Annotated in this window: 20 protein-coding genes; 7 read left to right on the forward strand and 13 right to left on the reverse strand. The window is 67.8% G+C overall.

What is annotated here, in order from left to right; all coding sequences use genetic code 11:
• Positions 1-47 precede the first annotated feature (47 nt).
• Genes B2515_RS11880 through B2515_RS11890 form a run of 3 tightly spaced genes read right to left on the reverse strand, consistent with a single transcriptional unit; the run spans position 48 to position 2,799 of the window.
• Positions 48-656 (reverse strand): LutC/YkgG family protein, encoded by a 609-nt coding sequence (locus B2515_RS11880; protein WP_293876549.1) that lies wholly within the window; start codon positions 654-656, stop codon positions 48-50.
• Positions 653-2,044: a lactate utilization protein B gene (locus B2515_RS11885; protein WP_293876551.1), complete on the reverse strand. Its 1,392-nt coding sequence runs from the start codon at positions 2,042-2,044 to the stop codon at positions 653-655. The genes B2515_RS11880 and B2515_RS11885 overlap by 4 nt, the downstream gene beginning before the upstream one ends.
• On the reverse strand, positions 2,041-2,799 hold the full coding sequence (locus B2515_RS11890) for a (Fe-S)-binding protein (protein ID WP_293876553.1): 759 nt from the start codon (positions 2,797-2,799) through the stop codon (positions 2,041-2,043). Before B2515_RS11890 ends, B2515_RS11885 begins: the two co-directional genes overlap by 4 nt.
• A gap of 240 nt (positions 2,800-3,039) precedes the next feature.
• On the opposite strand from B2515_RS11890, the gene rhmD reads away from it, so the two are divergent.
• From rhmD to B2515_RS11925, 7 genes are all read left to right on the forward strand, one after another.
• Positions 3,040-4,224 carry an L-rhamnonate dehydratase gene (gene rhmD / locus B2515_RS11895; protein WP_293876822.1) on the forward strand — a complete coding sequence of 395 codons (1,185 nt, stop codon included), beginning with the start codon at positions 3,040-3,042 and terminating at the stop codon, positions 4,222-4,224.
• Positions 4,225-4,246: 22 nt separating this feature from the next.
• A complete protein-coding gene (locus tag B2515_RS11900; protein WP_293876555.1) occupies positions 4,247-5,107 on the forward strand; it encodes a fumarylacetoacetate hydrolase family protein in 861 nt (286 codons plus the stop codon).
• Complete coding sequence (locus tag B2515_RS11905; protein ID WP_293876557.1) at positions 5,104-5,850, forward strand: SDR family NAD(P)-dependent oxidoreductase; 747 nt, start codon at positions 5,104-5,106, stop codon at positions 5,848-5,850. The genes B2515_RS11900 and B2515_RS11905 overlap by 4 nt, the downstream gene beginning before the upstream one ends.
• Positions 5,851-6,022: 172 nt before the next feature.
• The gene (locus tag B2515_RS11910; protein ID WP_293876559.1) at positions 6,023-6,931 is read left to right on the forward strand and encodes an amidohydrolase family protein; all 909 of its coding nucleotides are present in this window, start codon (positions 6,023-6,025) and stop codon (positions 6,929-6,931) included.
• Positions 6,928-7,989 (forward strand): L-rhamnose/proton symporter RhaT, encoded by a 1,062-nt coding sequence (rhaT, locus tag B2515_RS11915; protein WP_293876561.1) that lies wholly within the window; start codon positions 6,928-6,930, stop codon positions 7,987-7,989. The genes B2515_RS11910 and rhaT overlap by 4 nt, the downstream gene beginning before the upstream one ends.
• A gap of 13 nt (positions 7,990-8,002) precedes the next feature.
• Positions 8,003-9,070 carry a glycoside hydrolase family 43 protein gene (locus B2515_RS11920; protein ID WP_293876563.1) on the forward strand — a complete coding sequence of 356 codons (1,068 nt, stop codon included), beginning with the start codon at positions 8,003-8,005 and terminating at the stop codon, positions 9,068-9,070.
• Positions 9,064-9,915 carry an alpha/beta hydrolase gene (locus tag B2515_RS11925; RefSeq protein WP_293876565.1) on the forward strand — a complete coding sequence of 284 codons (852 nt, stop codon included), beginning with the start codon at positions 9,064-9,066 and terminating at the stop codon, positions 9,913-9,915. Before B2515_RS11920 ends, B2515_RS11925 begins: the two co-directional genes overlap by 7 nt.
• Positions 9,916-9,956: 41 nt before the next feature.
• On the opposite strand, the gene B2515_RS11930 is transcribed toward B2515_RS11925, so the two are convergent.
• The 10 genes from B2515_RS11930 to rbfA all read right to left on the reverse strand — a co-directional run bounded on the left by B2515_RS11930 (position 9,957) and on the right by rbfA (position 17,486).
• A complete protein-coding gene (locus tag B2515_RS11930) occupies positions 9,957-10,148 on the reverse strand; it encodes a hypothetical protein (protein WP_293876567.1) in 192 nt (63 codons plus the stop codon).
• Positions 10,149-10,265: 117 nt separating this feature from the next.
• Positions 10,266-11,039, reverse strand: coding sequence for a Crp/Fnr family transcriptional regulator (locus B2515_RS11935; protein ID WP_293876569.1), 774 nt, complete (start codon positions 11,037-11,039; stop codon positions 10,266-10,268).
• Positions 11,040-11,203: 164 nt separating this feature from the next.
• Complete coding sequence (pnp, locus tag B2515_RS11940) at positions 11,204-13,591, reverse strand: polyribonucleotide nucleotidyltransferase (protein ID WP_293876571.1); 2,388 nt, start codon at positions 13,589-13,591, stop codon at positions 11,204-11,206.
• Between the two features lie 213 nt (positions 13,592-13,804).
• Positions 13,805-14,074, reverse strand: coding sequence for a 30S ribosomal protein S15 (gene rpsO / locus B2515_RS11945; protein WP_293876573.1), 270 nt, complete (start codon positions 14,072-14,074; stop codon positions 13,805-13,807).
• Positions 14,071-14,991 carry a tRNA pseudouridine(55) synthase TruB gene (gene truB / locus B2515_RS11950; RefSeq protein WP_293876575.1) on the reverse strand — a complete coding sequence of 307 codons (921 nt, stop codon included), beginning with the start codon at positions 14,989-14,991 and terminating at the stop codon, positions 14,071-14,073. The genes rpsO and truB overlap by 4 nt, the downstream gene beginning before the upstream one ends.
• A gap of 9 nt (positions 14,992-15,000) precedes the next feature.
• The gene (locus B2515_RS11955; RefSeq protein ID WP_293876577.1) at positions 15,001-15,690 is read right to left on the reverse strand and encodes a site-2 protease family protein; all 690 of its coding nucleotides are present in this window, start codon (positions 15,688-15,690) and stop codon (positions 15,001-15,003) included.
• Positions 15,691-15,814: 124 nt separating this feature from the next.
• Positions 15,815-16,393 carry a thymidine kinase gene (locus B2515_RS11960; RefSeq protein WP_293876579.1) on the reverse strand — a complete coding sequence of 193 codons (579 nt, stop codon included), beginning with the start codon at positions 16,391-16,393 and terminating at the stop codon, positions 15,815-15,817.
• Positions 16,393-16,782, reverse strand: a complete 390-nt coding sequence (locus tag B2515_RS11965) for a type II toxin-antitoxin system VapC family toxin (protein ID WP_293876581.1) — start codon at positions 16,780-16,782, stop codon at positions 16,393-16,395. The genes B2515_RS11960 and B2515_RS11965 overlap by 1 nt, the downstream gene beginning before the upstream one ends.
• The gene (locus B2515_RS11970; protein ID WP_293876583.1) at positions 16,763-17,059 is read right to left on the reverse strand and encodes an AbrB/MazE/SpoVT family DNA-binding domain-containing protein; all 297 of its coding nucleotides are present in this window, start codon (positions 17,057-17,059) and stop codon (positions 16,763-16,765) included. The genes B2515_RS11965 and B2515_RS11970 overlap by 20 nt, the downstream gene beginning before the upstream one ends.
• 31 nt (positions 17,060-17,090) lie before the next feature.
• On the reverse strand, positions 17,091-17,486 hold the full coding sequence (gene rbfA, locus B2515_RS11975) for a 30S ribosome-binding factor RbfA (RefSeq protein ID WP_293876584.1): 396 nt from the start codon (positions 17,484-17,486) through the stop codon (positions 17,091-17,093).
• Positions 17,487-17,639 lie beyond the last annotated feature (153 nt).

Genomic DNA, 17,639 nt, shown 5'->3' on the forward strand with positions numbered 1-17,639 from the left:
CGTAACCGCAACCGATAACGTACAAACGGGCGGAACGGCAGCGTCCGTCAGGCCAGACGGATGACGTGGAGGAAGCGGGGCCCGTGCGCGCCGCGCACATAGGTGCCCTCGATATCGGTCGTGCCCGACACGCCGGTGACCCAGTAATGCGCGCGCGGGTGGCGGCCGGCGAGCATCGCATCCTCCAGATACGCCACCACCGCCGGCACCACGACGATATGATGGAGCGCAAGGAAATTGGGCAGCATCGGCGCGTCCGGTGCGGTCTCGAAGACGAGGCTGCCGGTCTCGGCGACCCCGCAGCGCGCGATGGCGAGCGCGGCCGGCTCGTCGGGTGCGGCGCTGTCGTGCAGCGTGAAGCCGGTCCAGTCGCAGCCGGACAGGCGCGGATCGGGCGGCACGCAGAGCGTCTGCGCGAGGCCCTGACCGGCGCAATAGCGGGCGATCGCCGCGGGCAGTTCCGCCATGTCGGCGATGCGGTCGACGGTCGCGGCGACGCTCGGCAGCGTCAGCCGGGCGAGAAACGTCTCCTCCAGCGCGGCCGGGTCGACCGGCGGGCGTTCGGGCGCGACCAGCAGCGTCGCCGCGGTGCCGTCGATCGCCGCGGGCGTGGCGGTGCCGCCGAGCCGGGCGAGGATCGCCTCGCGCGCGGTCATGAGCGACGCCCCTTGCGATATTGCGCCATGAAGCTCTCCGCGGCGGGTCTGGGCATGTCGCGGTACCTGGTCCAGCCGCCGGCGAGCGGCAGCCGGGTCAGCCAGCCGGTCCGCCCCATCATCCGCATCGACCGGAGCGCCGCGGCGGTCGCGGCGCGGTACAGCCGCGGCCGGCGCGCGAACCACGCCCAGGCGCCGAGGCCCGATCGCAGCGAGGCGGGCTCCAGCCCCTCGCGCCAGCTCTTCTCGCGCCAGCCGCGCAGCAGCGTCGGCAGCGGGATGCGCACCGGGCAGACCTCCTGGCATTTGCCGTTGAGCGTACAGGCGTTGGGCAGGTCGCGCGACTGTTTCAGCCCGTCGAACGCGGGGGTGAGCACCGCGCCCATCGGGCCGGGATAGGTGCCGCCATAGGCGTGGCCGCCGATCTGCCGGAACACGACGCAATGGTTCATGCAGGCGCCGCAGCGGATGCAGCGCAGCATCTCGGCCAGCCCCTCCTCGCGCATCGTCGTGCGGCCGTTGTCGACCAGCACGATGTGCATCTCTTCCGGCCCGTCGCGGTCGCCCGCGCGCTTCGGGCCGGTGTAGAAGGTGGTATACTGGCTCAGCGGCGCGCCGGTCGCCGATCGCGACAGCATGCGCAGCATATGGACGGCATGGCCGGTCGAGGGGACGATCTTCTCGATCCCCGCGGTGACGATATGCATGCGCGGCGGCACCAGCGACAGCTCGGCATTGCCCTCGTTGGTGACGGTGCAGACCGCGCCGGTATCGGCGACGAGGAAGTTGGCGCCGGAGATGCCGACATCGGCGGCGAGCATGCCCTCGCGCAGGTGGCGCCGCGCGCTTTCCGCCATCGCGGCGATGGTCTCCTCCTCGTGCGGCGCGCGATGGCTCGCCTTGAACAGCGCCGACACCTGTTCGCGCGTCTTGTGCATCGCCGGCCAGATGATGTGCGACGGACGCTCGCCGCTCAGCTGGATGATATGTTCGGCAAGGTCGGTCTCGATCCGGCCGATCCCCGCCTCGGCGAGCGCATGGGGCAGGCCGATCTCTTCGCCGAGCATCGACTTGGAGCGCGCGACGCTCTTCGCCCCCGCCGCCGTGCACAGTCGTATGACGATGTCGCACGCCTCCTGCGCGGTGCGCGCCCAATGCACCGTCGCACCGGCGGCGGTGGCGTTCGCCTCGAACCGTTCGAGGTAGAAGCCGAGGTTGGCGACGACATGGTCCTTGATTGCGGCGGCGCGGTCGCGCGCGGCGTCGAAATCGGGGAAGGCGTCGACCGCGATCGTGCGCTTCGCCTCGGCGGTGCCGGCGGTGCGTTCGACCGCGAGCTTGAGGTTGCGGTCGGCGAGCGCCTCGTCGACGCGGGCGGCGAAGCTCATGAATCTTCCCCGATCGCGGGGCCGTCGCCCATGCCGGCGATCAGCTCGATCGCGTGGAAGGCGCGCACCGGCGATCCCTCGCGGTGCAGTTTGCCCGCCATGTTCATCAGGCAGCCGAGATCGCCCGCGAGCAGCAGGTCGGCGCCGGTCGCGTCGATCGCGCTCGCCTTCTCCGCGACGATCGCGTTCGAAATGGCGGGATATTTGACGCAGAAGGTGCCGCCGAAGCCGCAGCAGGTTTCCGCGCCGTCGAGCGGTGTCAGCGCAAGGCCGTCGACCGCCGCGAGCAGGCGGCGCGGCTGGCGCTTGATGCCGAGTTCGCGCAGGCCCGAACAGCTGTCGTGATAGGTGGCGGTGGCGGGCAAAGCGACGCCCTCGGGTTTCCAGCCGCGCACCTCGTCGAGATAGGCCATGATCTCCCACGTCTTCGCCGCCAGCGCGGTGGCGCGCGGTCCCCATGTCGCGTCATGGTCGAGGATCTCGGGATAATGGACGCGGATCGTTGCGGCGCAGCTGCCCGACGGGATGACGACATGATCGTAGGGCTCGAGCGCGGCGATGGCGCGGCGGGCGAGGTCCTCGGCGGTTTTGCGGTCGCCCGAATTGAGCGCGGGCTGGCCGCAGCAGGTCTGCGCTTCGGGCACGATCACCTCGCAACCCGCGGCTTCCAGCGCGGTGATCGCGGCGAAGCCGATCTGCGGGCGGATCAGGTCGACGAGGCAGGTGACGAACAGCGCGACGCGGGGGGCGGTCATCGTCCGCCCTTCCGGCAGGGACGGCGCTCTGGCGGGCGCAGGGACGGTGGCGATCGTCGGCTCAAGCTCGTTTTCCTCACCTGTCCCGAGTCTCCGTTTGACGCGGCTTTTCTCATCACGTAACGAGCTATCCCATAAAGTGAAAAAAGTAACAAGCTCGGGAGGGATGCTCGTACCGCCATCGGCGGTGTCCGGCCCGGGACTGATACTGGCGACAAACGGGAGTTTCGCGTGGGAATCGTGTCCTTGCCCAAGATCAAGCATGTCCGCGCCTTTACGGTGCGCGGCGGCGGTGCCGATTACCACGACCAGGGCGAAGGCCATTGGATCGACAACCACATCGCGACGCCGATGTCGCGTTACCCCGAATACCGCCAGTCGCGGCAGAGCTTCGGCATCAACGTGCTCGGCACGTTGGTGGTCGAGATCGAGGCGGAGGACGGCACGATCGGCTTCGCGGTGACGACCGGCGGCGAGCCCGCCTGCTACATCGTCGAAAAGCATCTCGCCCGCTTCCTCGAGGGGCGCAGCCCGACCGAATACGAGAAGATCTGGGACCAGATGTACTTCTCGACCCAATATTACGGGCGCAAGGGTCTGGTCATCAACGCCATCTCCGGTGTCGACCTCGCGCTGTGGGACCTCATCGGCAAGCTGCGGCAGGAGCCGGTCTATCACCTGCTCGGCGGCGCGGTGCGCGACGAGCTGCAATTCTACGCGACCGGCGCGCGGCCCGACAAGGCGAAGGAATTCGGCTTCATCGGCGGCAAGATGCCGCTGCACCACGGCCCCGCCGAGGGGATCGAGGGCCTGAAGAAGAATATCGCCGAGCTCGCCGACATGCGGGAAAAATGCGGGCCGGATTTCTGGCTGATGTGGGATTGCTGGATGGCGCTCGACGTCGACTATGCCACCCGCCTCGCCATCGCCGCGCACGACTACGACCTGAAGTGGATCGAGGAGGCGATCAGCCCCGACGATTACTGGGGCTATGCGCAGCTGAAGAAGAACGTGCCCAAGGGCATGCTGGTCACCACCGGCGAGCATGAGGCGACGCGCTGGGGCTTCCGCATGCTGATGGAGATGGACTGCTGCGACATCATCCAGCCGGACGTGGGCTGGTGCGGCGGCGTCACTGAATTGTTGAAGATCAGCGCGCTCGCCGATGCGCACGGCAAGATGGTCGTGCCGCACGGATCGTCGGTCTACAGCTATCACTTCGTCATCACGCGCCACAATTCGCCGTTCGCGGAATATCTGATGATGCACCCCGGCCCGACCGAGGTGGTGCCGATGTTCCATCCGCAGCTGATCGGCGAGCCGGTGCCGCAGAACGGACGGCTGAAGGCGAGCGCGCTCGACGCGCCCGGCTTCGGCGTCGAGCTGAACCGCGAGATCGCGATGCACCGTCCCTACACCCACTGATCCTTCGAGAAAGATCCTCCCCATGAAGCTTTGCCGTTTTGGCCAGCCGGGCGCCGAGAAGCCCGGCCTGATCGACGCACAGGGGCGCATCCGCGACCTGTCCGCGCATGTCGCCGACATCTCGCCCGCCGAGCTGTCGCCCGAGGGGCTGGCGCGCCTCGCCGCGCTGCCGGTCGACGACCTGCCGGTGGTCGAGGGTGATCCGCGCTACGGCGTGCCGTTCAGCGGCACCCGCCAGTTCGTCGCGATCGGCCTCAACTATGCCGACCACGCCGCCGAATCGAACCTGCCGATCCCCGGCGAGCCGGTCGTGTTCAACAAGTGGATCTCGTGCCTGCAGGGGCCGAACGATCCGGTGACGATCCCGAAGGATTCGCTCAAGACCGACTGGGAGGTCGAACTCGGCATCGTCATCGGCACCGCCGCCAACAACGTGTCGGAAGCCGATGCGCTGCGCCACGTCGCGGGCTTCATCGTCGTCAACGACGTGTCCGAGCGGCACTGGCAGACCGAGCGCGGGCCGACGTGGGACAAGGGCAAGGGCTTCCCGACCTTCGGTCCGGTCGGCCCGTGGCTGGTCACCAGCGACGAGGTCGGCGATCCGCAGGCGCTGTCGATGTGGCTGTCGGTCAACGGCAAGCGCGTGCAGGACGGCAGCACGGCGACGATGATCTTCGGCGTCGCCGAGATCGTCGCCTATGTCTCGAAGCTGATGACGCTGCTGCCCGGCGACATCATCACCACCGGCACGCCGCCGGGCGTCGGCCTCGGCCAGAAGCCCGAGCCCTGGTATCTGAAGGCCGGCGACGTCGTCGAACTCGGCATCGAGAAGCTCGGGCAGCAGCGCCAGGACTTCGTCGCCTGGACCGGAACCGCGGCATGACCTTCGCGGGACGGTTCGAGGGGCGCCACGCGGTGATTACCGGTGGCGCTTCGGGTCTGGGCAAGGATGTCGCGAAGCGCATCGTCGCCGAGGGCGGCACGGTCGCGCTGTGGGACCTCAACGCCGACGCACTGGCGGCGGCGAAGGACGAGATCGGCGCGGCGCACGTCGCCGCGCTCGACGTGTCCGACGCGGATGCGGTGGCGCAGGCGGCGGCGGACACGCTGGCGGCGCTCGGCAAGGTCGACGTGCTGGTCTGCTCGGCCGGGATCACCGGTGCGACGGTGCCGGTCCACGAATTTCCGATCGACAACTGGCTCAAGGTCGTCGGCGTCAACCTCAACGGGTTGTTCTATTGCAACCGGGCGATCGTGCCGGCGATGCTGGCGAACGGCTACGGGCGGATCGTCAACGTCGCCTCGGTTGCGGGCAAGGAGGGCAATCCCAATGCGTCGGCCTATTCCGCGACCAAGGCGGGCGTGATCGGCTTCACCAAGAGCCTCGGCAAGGAACTGGCGGGCAAGGGGGTGATCGCCAACGCACTGACCCCGGCGACGTTCGAAAGCCCGATCCTCGAGCAATTGCCGCAGAGCCAGGTCGACTACATGCGCTCCAAGATCCCGATGGGCCGCCTCGGCGAGGTGCACGAATCGACCGCGATGGTCTGCTTCATGGCGAGCGAGGAATGCAGCTTCACGACGGCGTCGGTGTTCGACACGTCCGGGGGGCGGACGACCTACTGACGTTTCCGCCCGTCCTCACCCTTCCGCCGCTGGCGCGGCGCCCTCCCTCTCCCCGATGGGAGAGGGAAAGGCGGCGAAGCCGGCGAAGGGTGAGGGCAGGGCGGAACGCGGTGTTTTCCATATTCCGCAGCCGTCCGGCACGAGACGGCGCGGGCCTTTGCCGGAGAGACGGATGACCGCGATCCCGTTCGTCGATGCCCACATCCACCTGTGGGACCTGAACCACATCCGCTATCCGTGGCTGACCCCGCCGTTCGACGGCGACGGCCCCAACGGCAGCGCCGAGGCGATCGCGCGCAATTACAGCGTCGCCGACTATCGCGCCGCGCTCGCCCGCTGGAACGTCGTCGGCGCGGTGCATATCGATGCCGGCGCGGATGCGGCACACTCCCTGCGCGAAACCGAATGGCTGGAGGGCCTCGCCACCGACACCGGCCTGCCGACCGGCATCGTCGCTTATGCCGATTTCGCCGATCCGGGCGCGGACGCGCTGCTGGCGCAGCACGCCGCGCATCCCCGCGTCCGCGGCATCCGCCAGATCGTCAACTGGCACGCCGACGCGCAGCGGACCTACACGCCCCGCGACCTGACTCGCGACGAGGCGTGGCAGGCGGGGTTCGCGCGGCTGGCGACGCATCGCCTGTCGTTCGACCTGCAATGCTATCCGGGGCAGATGCCCGGGCTGGTGCCGCTGTTCGCGCGCCATCCCGACGTGCCGGTGATCGTCAACCACCTCGGCATGCCGGTGATGAGCGATCCCGATGGCCTCGCCGACTGGCGCCACGGGATGCGCGCGCTCGCCGCGCTGCCGCACGTCGCGGTCAAGCTGTCGGGCCTCGGCTTCATCTGGCGCGACTGGACGTTCGAGCGGGTGCGGCCGATCCTGCTGGAGGCGATCGACCTGTTCGGTCCCGACCGCTGCCTGTTCGCGAGCGATGCGCCGACGGACACGCTGTTCGCGCCGATCGACCGCTATCTCGAAACCTACCACGCCATCGCCGCCGATTTTTCCGATGCCGAGCGCCGCGACCTGTTCGGTCGCAACGCGAACCGCCTCTATCGACTGGGACTGAATCCATGACCCCCAATCCGCTGCTCGGCGTAATGTATCACTGGCTGGGCGGGCTCGCCTCCGCCAGCTTCTACGTTCCCTATCGCGGCGTGAAGCGCTGGTCGTGGGAGATCTACTGGCTGACCGGGGGCATCTTCTCCTGGGTGTTCGCGCCATGGTTCTTCGCGTCGCTCCAAACCAACGACCTGCTCGGCGTGCTCGGCAGTGCGCCGGCGCCGGCCTTCTGGTGGCCGATCCTGTTCGGGCTGCTGTGGGGCTTCGGCGGCCTCGGCTATGGCCTCGTCATGCGCTATCTCGGGCTGAGCCTGGGCATGGCGGTGGTGCTGGGGTTGTGCACCGTGTTCGGCACGCTGATCCCGCCGCTGTTCACCGGCGAATTCCACGCAAAGCTGCTGGCGACCACGTCGGGCAATATCGTGCTCGCGGGGATCGGCCTGACGGTGCTCGGCATCGTCGTCGTCGCCATCGCCGGTGCGCAGAAGGACGCGCTGCTCAGCCCCGAACAGAAGGCCGCGGTGGTCGCCGAATTCAACTTCAGGAAGGGCATCGCGGTCGCGATCTTCGCCGGCATCATGTCCGCCTGCTTCGCCTTCGGCCTCGCCGCGGGCGAGCCGATCAAGGGCCTGTCCGCCGCCGCCGGCACCGGGCCGCTGTGGACCGGACTGCCGGTGCTGTGCCTCGTCATGTTCGGCGGGCTCGTCACCAATCTGGTCTGGTGCTCGATCCTCGTCGTCCGCAACCGCAGCGGCGCGGAATGGCTGGGGCGGACAAAGCCCGGCATCGAACGCCCGCCGCTGCTGCGCAACTACGTGCTCAGCGCGCTGGCGGGCGTCACCTGGTACTTCCAGTTCTTCTTCTACACGATGGGGGAGAGCCAGATGGGGCGGCTCGGCTTCTCCAGCTGGACGCTGCACATGGCGTCGATCATCATCTTCGGCACGCTCTGGGGCTTCGCCTTCCGCGAATGGAAGGACGTCGGCGTGCGGATCAAGGGCATCGTCTGGGGCGGCGTCGCGCTGCTGCTGATCGCGACAATCGTGATTGGCTACGGCAACAGCATCGCATGACGGGCCCGGCGGCGTGATCCGGCTGGCGCTCGCCGCCGCGCTGCTGGCATTCACCGGCGCGGCGCCGGTGCGGCCCGCGGCGGAGGCGCCGCTGGTGATGACCGCGATGCACCTGCACGATCCGTGGATCGTCGCCGACACCGCGAGCCGCACCTATTATCTGTTCACCCGCAACGAAGCGGCGATGACCGGCGACACCCGGCTCGGCACGATGATGTACGCCAGCCGCGACCTGAAGCACTGGACCCGGCCGAAGCTGGTCTTCGCGCTGCCGCCCAACACATGGGCGAAGGCGGGCAGCTGGGCGCCCGAGGTGCATGCGTGGAAGGGGAAATACTACCTCTTCACCACCTTTCACGATCCCGCCGCGACCCTGGGCAAAAGCGGCAAGCGGGCGACCTATCGCCGCGGCACAATGCTGGCGGTGGCGGACCGGATCGACGGGCCGTACCGGCTGGTGCGCGGCGGCGAACCGATCGTCGCGGCCGACCGGATGACGCTCGACGGATCGCTCTATGTCGATCCGAAGGGCAGGCCGTGGCTCGTCTATGCGCACGAATGGTGGCAGACCGGCGTCGGCACGATGGAGGCGGTGCCGCTGACGGACGACCTCGCTGCCGCCGGTCCGCCGCTTACCCTGTTCAAGGCGAGCGACGCCCCCTGGGCGGTCGGGCAGAAACAGCCGGACGGCGACACGGTCTACGTCACCGATGGCCCCGAACTGTATCGCAGCCGGACCGGCAAGTTGCTGATGCTGTGGTCGAGTTACGGCAGGAAGGGCTATGTCGAGGCGCAGGCGCGCTCGGTGTCCGGCGGGATCGCGGGGCCGTGGGAGCAGCTCGGCACGCTGGTGGAGCGCGACAGCGGCCATGGCATGCTGTTCCGCGCCTTCGACGGGCGACTGATGATGATCCTGCACCGCCCGTTCAACCATGCGCTCGGCAAGCTGTACGAGATGCGCGACGATGGCGACCGGCTGTCGGTGGTGCGCGAGGCGACCGAGCTGGATGGCGAGGCCTATCCGACGCACCCCTGCGTCGCGGGCCATTCCTCGTTCGATGGAGCGACACCGGGATGCTGATGCTGGGCGCGGATGCGGTGCTGCCGCTGCGGGGCGAAACGCTGGTCGACGGCGGCGTGACGTTCGAGCCGGATCGTAGCGACGATCAGGCGGTGGTGAGCGCGGTCGCGCAACCGGTGCTGCTCGCATTCCGCCCCGCCGTACCCAATGGCGCGGCGATGCTGGTGCTGGGCGGCGGCGGGTACGTCGCGCTGATGGCGGGGCGGGAGGGGGTGCAGGTCGCGCGCTGGCTCAATACGCTGGGCTATGCGGCGTTCGTGCTGATCCATCGCTTTCCGGATGCGCGGCACGGCCCGGCCGCGCCGCTGGACGATGCGGGTGAGGCGCTGCGCATGATCCGGGCGGCGGGGTTCGATGCGGTCGGCGTCGTCGGCCTGTCGTCGGGCGGGCATCTCGCCGCCTGTCTTGCCGCGGCACGCCCCGCCGACTGGCCCGGCGCGGCGCCCGACCGGCCCGACGCGATGGTCATCGGCTATGCGCCCATCTCGACCAACGCCGCGGGGCGGACGATCGTCGCCGACAAGCCGCCGCTGCCGCCGGTCGAGAAACAGGCGCTGTACGACGCGCTCCAGCCCGACGCGCAATTGCTGCCCGCGCCGCCGCCGGCGTTCATCGTCTATGCCGGCAACGATCCCGTCGTGCCGGTGGAGAATGCGCACCGCCTGCACGCGGCGTGGCTGGCGGTCGGGGGTGCCGCGGAGTTGCACGTCTTCGCCGATGCGCCGCACGGCTTCGCGCTGGACACGGTCGGCCTGCCGGTGTCGGCATGGCCGGTGCTGGCGGCGGCATGGTTGCGACAGATCGGCTTTCCGCGATCGACGGGCGACGGTCGCCAGCCGACGTAGGACGATCCGATCGGTGCCGTCAGGCGCGGATCGGAACGGCGCTAGCCGGACAGCGGCATGTGCAGCGCCGGACCGGAGTCGGGGCCGGCCTCCATTTCCTCGATCATGCGGGCATAGCAGCCTGCCAGTTCGAGGTGGACGCAGCGCCCCTCCGGATGGCGGGCGCGGGCCGCGAGCTCGCGCTCCTGCTGTTCGCGGCGGCGGTAGAAAACGAGGTCGGCAGATGTCGGCATGACTCGGGATCCATGATGAACACCAGCTTGCTGCCAACGGGCGACGCGTCGCAAGCCTCTGCCTTGTAACGAAATGATCCGCGCACTTCGCTTAATTGGATCAATGTCCGCGGCAGGTCAGCCAGCGGCGTCGAGCAGGCGCCCTTCGTGATCGAGATGGAGATAGCCGGGATTGAACATCGCGACCGAGCACAGGCCGGCAAGATCGAGCATCTCGAAATCATGACCCTTCCAGCGGATCAGCCCGCGCGCGCGCAGATCCTGCACCATGCGGTTGACGTGGACGGGGGTCATGCCGGTCGCCTCGGCCAGATCGGTCTGGGTCAGCGGGATATCGCAGCGGTCGCCGGCGGCCAGTCCGGTCGCGCGCAGGCGGTAGACGAGTTCGCAGAACAGATGCGCCAGCCGTTCGATCGCGTCGCGCTGGCCGAGGTTGATCGTCCATTCGCGCTGGATCGACGCGGTGACCGAGGCGTCCCACCACAGCGCCTGCGCGAGGCGGGGACCGAGCACCGCCAGCGCCTCGATCCGCTCGCGCGGCACCTCGATATAGCGGACCTGCGTTACCGCGCCGATCGAATGGTCGAGATGCCGGTGGATATAGCCATGTGCGTCGCACAGATCGCCCGGCAGCAGGAAGGCGATGATCTGGCGCCGCCCGTCCTCCAGCGTCTTGTAGCGGAACGCCCAGCCGTCGAGGATGAGGATGACGCCGCGCGGCCGGTCGCCCTCGCGCACCAGATCGCGGCGCTGGCGCACGGTGAGCGCGGGACCGGCCGACAGCGCCTCCAGCGCCAGCCGTTCCTCCCCGGTGAACCGCACATAATGCTGCAACCGGGCGAGCAGGGGATGACCGGTCGGCGCCGGGGACGTGTCGCGCTGTACCGGCATGCACCGGCTATGCGCGCTCCCTGCGGTTAACGCCATGTAATCCCGTTTATTCCGGCACGATCGGCGTGGCCGTATCGCATCGGTCGACACGGGCGCCCCCCGGAACGCGAAAGGGGTCCGGCATCGCTGCCGAACCCCTTCCTGTGTCAGCCAGTGGCCGAGGATCAGTCGCGATCGCCGGTCAGGAAGGCCGGCGCGAACTCGGGCGCGGGGCCGTCGTCGTTGCCGCCACCGTTGCGGGGCGCGCGATCGCCGCCCTCGCCGCGGGGACCACGGTCGCCGCCGTCGCGACGGGGACCACGGCCACCGCCGTCACGGCCGGAACCGTCGCGACGCGGGCCACGGTCGCCGCGGCCACCGCCGTCACGATCGCCGCCGCCGCTGCGCGGGCCGCGGGGACCACGGTCGCCGCCCTCGCGCGGCTCGCGGGCCGGACGGGTGTCTTCCAGCTCGGCGCCGGTTTCCTGATCGACGACGCGCATCGACAGGCGCACCTTGCCGCGCGGATCGATCTCGAGAACCTTGACCTTGACGGCCTGACCTTCCGAAAGGACGTCCGACACCTTTTCGACGCGCTCGTTCTTGATCTCGGAGACGTGGACGAGGCCGTCCTTGCCACCCATGAAGTTCACGAACGCACCGAAGTCCACCAGGTTGACGACCTTGCCGTCATAGACCTTGCCGACTTCGGCTTCCTCGACGAGGCCCTTGATCCACTTGATCGCGGCTTCGATCTGCGTCGGGTCGGACGACGACACCTTGATGACGCCCTCGTCGTCGATGTCGACCTTGGCGCCGGTGGTGGCGACGATCTCGCGGATCACCTTGCCGCCGGTGCCGATGACTTCGCGGATCTTCGACTTGTCGATCGTGAAGGTCTCGATGCGCGGTGCGTGCGCCGACAGTTCCGAGCGGGTTTCGCCCAGTGCCTTGGCCATCTCACCCAGGATGTGCGCGCGGCCTTCGTGGGCCTGCTTCAGCGCGACCTTCATGATCTCTTCGGTGATGCCGGAGATCTTGATGTCCATCTGCAGCGCGGTGATGCCCTCGCTGGTGCCGGCGACCTTGAAGTCCATGTCGCCGAGGTGATCCTCGTCGCCGAGGATATCCGACAGGACGGCGAAGTCCTTGCCCTCGAGGATCAGGCCCATCGCGATGCCCGAGACGGGGCGCTTCAGCGGCACGCCGGCGTCCATCATCGACAGCGAACCGCCGCACACCGTCGCCATCGACGACGAGCCGTTGCTCTCCGTGATGTCGCTGGTGACGCGGATCGTGTAGGGGAATTCCTCCTTGGTCGGCAGCACCGGGTGCAGCGCGCGCCAGGCGAGCTTGCCGTGACCGACTTCGCGACGACCCGGCGCACCGAAGCGGCCGACTTCACCGACCGAATAGGGCGGGAAGTTATAGTGGAGCATGAAGTTCTGGTACGACAGGCCGTTGAGGCCGTCGATCATCTGCTCCGCGTCGCGGGTACCGAGCGTCGTCGTCGCGATCGTCTGCGTCTCGCCACGGGTGAACAGGGCGGAGCCATGCGCGCGCGGCAGGAAGTGGACTTCCGATTCGATCGGACGGACGGTGGTGGTGTCGCGACCGTCGATGCGGCGGCCGGTCTTCAGGATCGCGGTGCGGACGATGTCCGCTTCCAGCTTCTTCACCAGCTTCAGGCTGGCGAGATAGGCCTGGGGATCGCTGTCCTTCAGGTCCGCCATGCCGTCGCGCGCCTTGGCGCGGGCCTCGTTGATCGCGGTCTGGCGCTGCTGCTTGTCGGTCAGCTTGTAGGCCGCCTCCAGATCCTTGCCGATCAGCTTCTTGAGCTTGGCCTTCACCTCGGCCTTGTCGTCCTGGACCTTGAGCTCCCAGGGCTCCTTGGCGGCCTGTTCGGCGAGGCGGATGATCGCCTTGATGACGTCCTGCGACGCCTTGTGCGCGAACATGACGGCGCCGAGCATGACGTCCTCGGACAGCTCCTTGGCTTCCGATTCGACCATCATCACCGCGTCGTGGGTCGCGGCGACCATCAGGTCCAACTCGCCCTCGGCGACCTGCGTGTCCGACGGGTTGAGGATGTACTCGCCATTCTGGTAGCCGACGCGCGCGGCGCCGATCGGGCCCATGAACGGCACGCCCGACAGCGTCATCGCGGCCGATGCGGCGATCATCGCCAGCAGATCGGGCTCGTTCTCGCCGTCATAGCTCATCACCTGCGCGATGCAGTTGATCTCGTTGTAGAAGCCTTCCGGGAACAGCGGGCGGATCGGACGATCGATCAGGCGGCTGACCAGCGTCTCACGCTCGGTCGCGCCACGCTCGCGCTTGAAGAAGCCGCCGGGGATGCGACCCGAGGCGGAGAACTTTTCCTGATAGTGAACGGTCAGCGGAAAGAAATCCTGGCCTTCCTTCACATTCTTGGCGGCGGTGACGGCGCACAGCACGACCGTCTCGCCGAGCGTCGCGATCACCGCGCCGTCGGCCTGGCGGGCGACCTTGCCCGTTTCGAGGGTCAGCGTCTGGCCGCCCCACTCGATCTCTACCTTCTTGGCATTGAACATGTATTTTCCTTCACTCCCCGCGCCAGATGCGTCGGGGGGCCTGTCTCGCGGGCTAAACCGGCCCGCGGCGGTGTGGAGCGTCTTGTCGCTCCGGGGGATCGGGGCCGAATTGCCCGTTTCCGCGTACCCGGCTCATGCCGGTATGGGTGAAACTGCGATGGCCGCGTGTAGCACGGCCATAAGAAAAGGGCGACCCGAAGGCCGCCCTCATCGTTACTTGCGAAGGCCGAGCTTCGCGATCAGGTCCAGATACCGCTGGCCGTCGGTCTTGCGGAGATAGTCGAGCAGCGAGCGCCGCTTGTTGACCATCATCAGCAGCCCGCGGCGCGAATGGTTGTCCTTCTTGTGACCCTTGAAATGCTCGGTCAGGTTGCGGATGCGCTCCGACAGGATCGCGACCTGCACCTCGGGGGAACCCGTGTCGCCTTCCTGGCGCGCGTGTTCCTTGACGACTTCTGCCTTGCGTTCTGCGGTAATGGTCATGGTTCGGTCCTCGACATCGAAACGTTGAAACCGCGGACGACGCGGGCCTCTTCGGCCTCGACCTCTACCAGCGCGATCGGGGTGTCCCCCTCACACGCGAAATATTGGCCATCGTCAGCAGCGATCCCGGTCAGCACGCGCCCCTGGCGGAGCGCCCCTGCCTGATCCGGGGAGAGGGGTAGAGCCGGGATGTCGTCCAGCCCCGCCCTCAACGGCAGGAGTAAGTGTTCAAGGGTGCGCGCCATACCGGCCTCAGCCAATTTGTCCAGCGATATCGCGGGGGCGAGGTCGAACGGGCCGGCCTTCAGGCGGCGGAGCATGGTGACGTGGCCGACCGTGCCGAGCGCCAGAGCGATGTCGCGGGCGAGGCTGCGGATATAGGTGCCCTTGGAAACATGGGCGGTGAGGGTGGCCTCCTGCACCTCTCCCTCCGGCCCGCTGGGGGCGGGGGCGGGGGCAAGGCTGTGGATCGTCACGTTGCGGCTCGCCAGCACCACCTCTTCGCCGGCGCGGGCCAGATCATAGGCCCGCTCGCCATCCACCTTGAGCGCCGAATAGGCCGGCGGCACCTGCGCGATCGGGCCGGTGAAGCGCGGCAGCACCGCTGCCACCTGCGCCGCCGTCGGGCGCACGTCCGACGTCGCGATCACCGGTCCTTCCGCATCCAGCGTATCGGTCTGTGCGCCGAAGCGGATCGTGAACGCATAGACCTTGTCGCTGTCGAGCATCCGCCCGGCGAGCTTGGTCGCCTCGCCCACCGCGACCGGCAGCACCCCGGTCGCCAGCGGATCGAGCGTGCCGCCATGGCCGACCTTGAACTTGCCGTAGCCGCCCTGCCGCAGCGCGCGCTTGACCGCGGAGACGACCTGCGTGCTGCCCAGCCCCAGGGGTTTGTCGATGATGATCCAACCGTGCATCGGGCGCCGTTAGGCGATGGCGGTCGCCAACGCCAGAAACCAGCCGACCACCGCTTCCGCCGGCGGGCCGACGATCCGGCCGACGACATTGGCGCCCGGGACGATCATCGGCAGCACGACGAGCACGAGGATCAGCAGCAGGAAGCCGAACCGCCCGATCTTCGCCCATTGTGCCGCGAGCGGGCGGGGAAGCAGCCCCTCGACCACGTGCCCGCCGTCGAACGGCGGCATCGGCAGCAGGTTAAACAGCGCGAGGAAGACGTTGACCAGCAGGAAGTTGATGAGGTTCGCCAGCACGAATGCGGCGACGCCCGTGGGCGCGACCCCGCCCGACAGCGCCGCGGCGACGCCGATCGCGACTGCGGCGACGGTCGCCAGCACGAGGTTCATGCCCGGTCCGGCGAGCGCGACCGCGACCATGCCCCAGCGCGGGTTGCGCAGGCGCTGCGCGATAACCGGCACCGGCTTCGCCCAGCCGAACACCGGTGCGCCGGCGATGGCGAGGCCGAGCGGCAGGATCAGCGTGCCGACCGGATCGACGTGGCGGATCGGATTGAAGCTCAGCCGCCGCTGTTCCTGCGCGGTCGGATCGCCGAGCCACTTCGCCATCCAGCCGTGCGCGACCTCGTGGAAGACGATCGCGATGACCAGCGGGATGATCCACACGGCGGTGCGGTAGACGATATGGTCGGGGTTCATGGGCGGGATATGGCGTGGCGCGGGGTCATACGCCAGTATCCGTCATTGCGAGCGTAGCGAAGCAATCCACAGCGTCGCGATGCGGCTCAGGATGTCGCGCTTAGCTCGCAATGGCGCGGCGTGGTCAGACCCCCAGCGCCTCGGTGAAATGGCGCCGGCACAGCGCGACATAGCGGTCGTTGCCGCCGATCTCGGTCTGCGCACCCTCGGCGATCGCGCGGCCCTCGGCATCGACGCGCAGGTTCATGATCGCCTTCCGCCCGCACACGCACACCGACTTGATCTCGATGAGCGCATCGGCGGTCGCGAGCAGCCGCGCCGATCCTTCGAACAGCCGCCCCTGGAAATCGGTGCGCAAACCATAAGCGAGCACCGGCACGTTGAGCGAATCGCAGATATGCGCCAGCTGTGCGACCTGCGCGGCGGTGAGGAACTGCGCCTCGTCGACCAGCACGCAGGCGAGCATGCCGGTCGCCAGCCGGTCGGCGACGCACGCCGCAAGGTCGGTCGCCGCATCGAACGGCGTCGCCGGTGCCTCCAGCCCGATTCGGCTGGTGATGGTGCCCGCCGCGAAGCGATCGTCCACCGCCGCGGTGAACAGCATCGTCTCCATCCCCCGCTCGCGATAGTTGAAGTCCGCCTGCAACAGCGTCGTCGATTTTCCCGCGTTCATGCTGGCGTAGTAGAAATAGAGCTTGGCCATCACCGGAGCGTTTCGATTTTGACCGGAGTGTCTTCTCCCGCAGCGTGGTAAATGTCGCTGTCGAACGTCGCAAACGAACCTGCCGGGATCGAGCAAGTCAGATGAATCATGTCTGCAATATCGGCACCCTCTGCAAAGCGTACGATTGCCCAGCGTATCCGGGCGGCATCGGCAACCGTTACGGAAGGAAGATCTATGATGTCGCGCAAGGCGGCGGCGGTATCGAGCCGGGATTGGCGATACCGCGACATCAATAGCCAGCCAAGTTCCAACAGAACAGTGACGGGTATAAATACGTCGGTCGCCATGATCCCGACCGCGATGGGGGATTGATGAGGGTCGTCCTCCAGCAAATACCTTGCAAGAATGTTAGTGTCGATCGCCCGCACGATCACTCCTGCCGGCTGCATCAATCCAACCTTGCCGGATCGTCACGTTCATGTCCTCAATCGACACGGGAGGACCATCGTATTTGATCCGGGCGCGGATATCTGCCGTGATCTCCTCGAACGAACGCCCGCTCTTCTGCGCTACGGGGCGCAGCATCACACCGCCGGCGGTGTGCGTGACATCCAGTGCCTGACCAGGCTTCAGACCCAGAGCGTCACGCACATCCTTGGGGATGACAACCTGACCCTTGGCAGACATTGTGGTTCTGGCGTTCATAGCAGTAAGATGCGTCTTACTGACAGCCGCGTCAATCCTCGGCCGTCTCGCCCAGATCGCGCGCCACCTCGGGCTTGCGGAGCAGGGCGTCGATATGGCTGCCCTCGTCGAAGCTCTCGTCGGCGAGGAACTTCAGCTTGGCGGCATATTTGTTCTGGATGCGGTGCGCGACCTCGCGCTGCAGATAGGCGGTGTTGGTGCGCAGCGCCTTCAGCACCTTGTCCTCGTCCTTGCCGAGCAACGGCTTCACGAACACCGTCGCGTGACGCAGGTCGGGGGACATGCGGACTTCGGTGATCGACACCATGTGCTTTTCCAGCGTCGCGTCGTGGACGTCGCCGCGGGCGAGGATCTCCGACAGGACGTGGCGCACCTGTTCGCCGACGCGCAACGTGCGGACGGACTTTTCCTGGGGTTCTTTGTTCATCTCATCCCTCTCCCGACGGGAGTATCAGGCCGTCCATGCTCCCAGCATAGACTAAACGGCGCGGGGCGCTGCTTATCTGATACTGGAAGGGGCCCGCCCGGCGCAGCCGGGTGGGAGGGTGAGGGCGGCGCCTGCCACCTCACCTGCCCTCAC

The organism is Sphingomonas sp. UBA978, assembly GCF_002292295.1.
GTDB lineage: Bacteria > Pseudomonadota > Alphaproteobacteria > Sphingomonadales > Sphingomonadaceae > Sphingomonas.